Below are 4,198 nucleotides of genomic sequence, written 5' to 3' on the forward strand. Positions count from 1 at the left end.
CCACGCTGCCGCCGAAGGTGGCCGCAAGGTCGCGTCCGGCACCAAGAAGGCCACCCGCAAGGCCAAGGCAGCTGCGAAGTCGGCCTCGGCCGCCGGCTGAGCCCCAGGCGGGCGCCGGGCGTCAGCCCAGTGCCCGCCTCAGTTCCGCCGCGCACAGGGTGACCGCGGCGTCGGCTTCGTCGATGACCTTGGCCATCGTGATGAAGCCGTGGATCTGACGCTCGAAGCAGACGTAGGTCGCCCGGTTTCCGGCGGCCACCAGCGCATCGGCGTATTCGAGCCCTTCGTCGCGCAGCGGGTCGTAGCCGGCGGTCAGCACCAGCGCCGGCGGCAGCCGCGACAGGTCGGGGTGCAGCAGGGGTGACGCGCGCCAGTCGAGGTCGTGCCTCGGGTCGTCGATGTAGTTGTCGTGGTAGTACGCGATCGTCTCGCGGGTGAGCAGGTAGCCTTCCCCGTTCGAGGTGTGCGACGCGTGGCCGCGGCGCTGGTCCGTCGCCGGGTAGATCAGCAGTTGCCACGCGATCGGCAGGTCGCCGGCGTCCCGGGCCATGATGGCGACGACGGCGGCGAGGTTGCCGCCAGCGCTGTCGCCGCCGATGGCGAGCCGGGCCCAGTCGAGGCCGAGCGACGCTGCATGCCGTCGCACCCAGTACGTCGCGGCCAGGCAATCCTCGGCCGCGGCGGGAAAGCGGTCTTCCGGGCCCATCCGGTAGTCGACCGCCACCACCGCGCTTTGCGAGGCGTTGGCCAGCTCACGGCACAGCACGTCGTGGGTGTCGAGGTCGCCGATGGTCCAGCCGCCGCCGTGGAAGTAGACGAGCACCGGAGATGCAGCGCTCGCATCGCTGCGCGTCCCCGCCGGGGCTCGCGGCCGGTACAGGCGCAGCGGGATCGCTCCGTGCGGGCCGTCCGCCTGCAGCTCGCGCACCTCGGCCACGTCCGGTGCCGGCGGCTGCGTCAGGGCCCGCCGCTCGCGGTAGAAGGCGCGCGCCTGCACCGGCGTCAGCGTGTGCATCGGCGGCAGGCCGCGTTCGGCGATGAGGTCGATGAGGGCCCGGGCTTGCGGATGCAGCATGACGTTCCTGTGCGGTGGGGGCGCGGCGAGGGCCGCCGCCCATGATGCCTACAGCTGGCGCGAGCGGGCCAGCGGCGGGTTGCGGGCGAAGTAGCGCTGGATGCCGGTGCCGAGCGCCTCGACCAGCTGCATGCGGTAGGCCGGGTCGCGCAGCTTCGCCTCTTCCCCCGGGTTGGAGATGAAGGCCGACTCGACCAGGATCGACGGGATGTCGGGCGCCTTCAGCACCGCGAAGCCGGCCTGCTCGACGCGCGGCTTGTGCAGCCTGCCCACCTTGCCGATCTGGCCGAGGACCTCGCCGCCGAGCTTCAGGCTGTCCTTGATCTGGGCCGCCGTGCTCATGTCGAGCAGCGTGCGCAGGACCGTGCTGTCGCGGGCATGGACGTTGACGCCGCCGACCAGGTCGGCCGCGTTCTCGCGATTGGCCATCCAGCGCGCGGCCGTGCTGCTGGCGCCGCCTTCGCTCAGCGCGAACACCGAGGCGCCGCGCGCCTCCGGGTTGAGGAAGGCGTCGGCGTGGATCGACACGAACAGGTCGGCCTGCACCCGCCGCGCCTTCTTGACGCGCTCGTGCAGCGGCACGAAGTAGTCGGCGTCGCGGGTCAGCATGGCACGCATGTTCGGCATCGCGTTGATGCGGTCGCGCAGCAGCATGGCGATGGCCAGCACGACGTCCTTCTCGCGCAGGCCGGTGGGGCCGATCGCGCCCGGGTCCTCGCCGCCGTGCCCCGGGTCGAGGGCGACCACGACCAGGCGGTCGATCCGGCTCTGCCGGGTCAGCGGCGGCAGCCCGGCGGCCGGGTCGCGGGCCATCGCGGCCGCCTCGCCCGATGCCGCTGCGCCGAGGCCCGGCCCCGGCGCAGCGGGCGGCGTCAGCGCTCCACCGGCGAGGACGGGCGCCGAGGCGCCGGCCGCACCCATGCGGCCGATGAACTCTCCGAGCGCGTCCTGCACCGACCTGGCGGCCTGCTCCTCGGCGCGCTCCTTGTCGCGGATCAGCTCGAGCAGCGGATCGCGCTCATGGGTCGGGTGCAGGTCGAAGACGAGACGGTGCTGGTAGGCGGCGACGGGCGCGAGGGCAAACAGCTGCGGCGCGGTGGCCTGCTTGAGGTCGATGACGAGGCGGACCACGCGCGCTGCGCGCTGCCCGACGCGCACGCCGGCGATGTAGGGATCGTCGGAGCGGACCTTGCCGACGAGCTCGCGCAGCTGTGCGTTCAGCTCGAGGCCGTCGACGTCGATGACGAGGCGGTCGGGCCCGGAGGCGAGGAAATGGCGCGCGGCGAGGGCGGTATCGGACTCGATCGTGACGCGGGTGTACGCGTCGGCCGGCCAGACCCGCACCGCCAGGATCGACGCGCCCCAGGCGATCTCGCGCGCGCCCAGCAGGAGGGCCAAGGCACCCATCCGACGCAAGGCGGTGCGGCGCGAGCTCATTGCACGGACCTCCGCGCGCCGCGCTCCGGTCTGGCCTTCGGGACGGCCGTGCGGCTCATGAGAGGAGTTCCCGGCCGCGCTCGCTGAGCGCCTCGAAGCGGGCGTCGCGCATCTCGTGGCCGCCTTCCGCCCCGGCCGGGCGCGGTGCGATCGTGATGCGCAGGTCGCAGGCCGGCAGCAGCCCCTCGGCCTTCTCGGGCCACTCGACGAGCTTGAGGCCGGGCCGCGCGAAGACATCGCGAAAGCCGGCGTCTTCCCACTCCTGAGGATCGTCGAAGCGGTAGAAGTCGAAGTGCGCGATGCCGAAGCCGCCGTGCGCCGGCGCGGCCCGGTAGGGCTCCATGAGCGCGTAGGTCGGGCTCTTGATCGCGCCGTCGATGCCGAGGCCGTGCAGCAGGTGGCGGACGAAGGTGGTCTTGCCGGCACCAAGCGGCCCGTGCAGCTCGACGAAGGCGTCGGCGAGCGCCTGCCGGCCGGCGAGGGCGTGGCCACTCGCAGCGCAATCGGCTTCCGTGGCCCAGGGGCTCAGCCGCGTTTCTAGAATCGTCGACACCGGATGGATTCGCCTCTTCCCTTCGACGGCCCCGCCGTCCTTGCGCCGCCCTTCGATGGCAGCGCCGTCGTCGAGCACCTGCGCGAATGGGGACGCACGCTCGGATTTTCCCAGATCGGCGTCGCCGGCATCGACATGGCTTCGGCCGAGCCCCGCTTCGCCTCCTGGCTGGACAACGGTTTCCATGGCGACATGGTGTACCTGGCGGCGCACGGCAACAAGCGTTCGCGCCCGGCCGAGCTGGTGCCCGGCACCGTCAGCGTCATCACTGCCCGCCTCGACTACCTGCCGGCCGCGACGCCGGACGGCTGGCGCGCCATCGAGTGGCAGCGCCTCGCCGATCCGGCGCAGGCGACGGTCTCGCTCTACGCCCGGGGCCGCGACTACCACAAGGTCCTGCGCCAGCGACTGGGCGCGCTGGCCGGGCGGCTTGCCGAGGCCATCGGGCCGTTCGGGCACCGCGTCTTCACCGACTCGGCGCCGGTGCTCGAGGTCGAACTGGCGGCGCGCAGCGGCATCGGCTGGCGCGGCAAGCACACGCTCGTTCTCGACCGCGACGCAGGATCGATGTTCTTCCTCGGCGAGATCTACGTCGACGTGCACCTGCAGGAGACGGCGCCGGTCGACGCGCACTGCGGCAGCTGCAGCGCCTGCATCGACGTCTGCCCGACCCAGGCCATCGTGGCGCCCTACGAGCTCGATGCCCGCCGGTGCATCTCGTACCTGACCATCGAGGCGAAGGGGCCGATCCCGGTCGAGTTCCGCGCCGCCGTGGGCAACCGGATCTACGGCTGCGACGACTGCCAGCTCGTCTGCCCCTGGAACAAGTACGCGCGGACCAGTCCCCTGCCGGACTTCGACGCTCGCGCTGCCTTCGCCGCGCCGACGTTGCTCGAGCTCTGGGCGTGGGACGAGGCCGAGTTCCTGCAACGCACCGAAGGCAGCGCGATCCGCCGCATCGGCCACGAGCGCTGGCAGCGCAACATCGCCGTGGCGCTCGGCAACGCCCTGCGCGCGGCAGGCGACGAAGCAACGATCGCCGCGCTGCGGAGCCGCCGCGAGGTGGCCACGCCGCTGGTCCGCGAGCACATCGACTGGGCCCTGGCCCAGGCGCCGGAACCGGTCGGTGCGGA

The 4,198-nt window shown here is 72.7% G+C and carries 4 protein-coding genes; 1 reads left to right on the forward strand and 3 read right to left on the reverse strand.

Annotation, left to right across the window (positions count from 1 at the left end; translation table 11 throughout):
• Positions 1–121: 121 nt before the first annotated feature.
• From AC30N0_RS14265 to tsaE, 3 genes are read right to left on the reverse strand one after another with little or no spacing between them, the layout of a single operon-like run.
• The gene (locus AC30N0_RS14265; RefSeq protein WP_489518569.1) at positions 122–1,075 is read right to left on the reverse strand and encodes an alpha/beta hydrolase; all 954 of its coding nucleotides are present in this window, start codon (positions 1,073–1,075) and stop codon (positions 122–124) included.
• Between the two features lie 48 nt (positions 1,076–1,123).
• On the reverse strand, positions 1,124–2,512 hold the full coding sequence (locus tag AC30N0_RS14270) for an N-acetylmuramoyl-L-alanine amidase (RefSeq protein ID WP_489518570.1): 1,389 nt from the start codon (positions 2,510–2,512) through the stop codon (positions 1,124–1,126).
• Between the two features lie 55 nt (positions 2,513–2,567).
• Positions 2,568–3,074, reverse strand: coding sequence for a tRNA (adenosine(37)-N6)-threonylcarbamoyltransferase complex ATPase subunit type 1 TsaE (tsaE, locus tag AC30N0_RS14275; RefSeq protein WP_489518572.1), 507 nt, complete (start codon positions 3,072–3,074; stop codon positions 2,568–2,570).
• Here tsaE and queG point away from each other — a divergent pair.
• On the forward strand, positions 3,069–4,198 hold a 1,130-nt coding region (queG, locus tag AC30N0_RS14280), incomplete at its 3' end, for a tRNA epoxyqueuosine(34) reductase QueG (protein ID WP_489518571.1). The two genes, tsaE and queG, sit on opposite strands and share 6 nt — an antisense overlap.

Source organism: Rhizobacter sp., assembly GCF_031412495.1.
Taxonomy (GTDB): Bacteria; Pseudomonadota; Gammaproteobacteria; order Burkholderiales; family Burkholderiaceae_C; genus Schlegelella_A.

What these genes read in the sequence shown, in the direction of transcription:
- AC30N0_RS14265 (WP_489518569.1), bottom strand. Translation starts at nt 1,075, where the DNA reads ATGCTGCATCCGCAAGCCCGGGCCCTCATCGACCTCATCGCCGAACGC.
- AC30N0_RS14270 (WP_489518570.1), bottom strand. Translation starts at nt 2,512, where the DNA reads ATGAGCTCGCGCCGCACCGCCTTGCGTCGGATGGGTGCCTTGGCCCTC.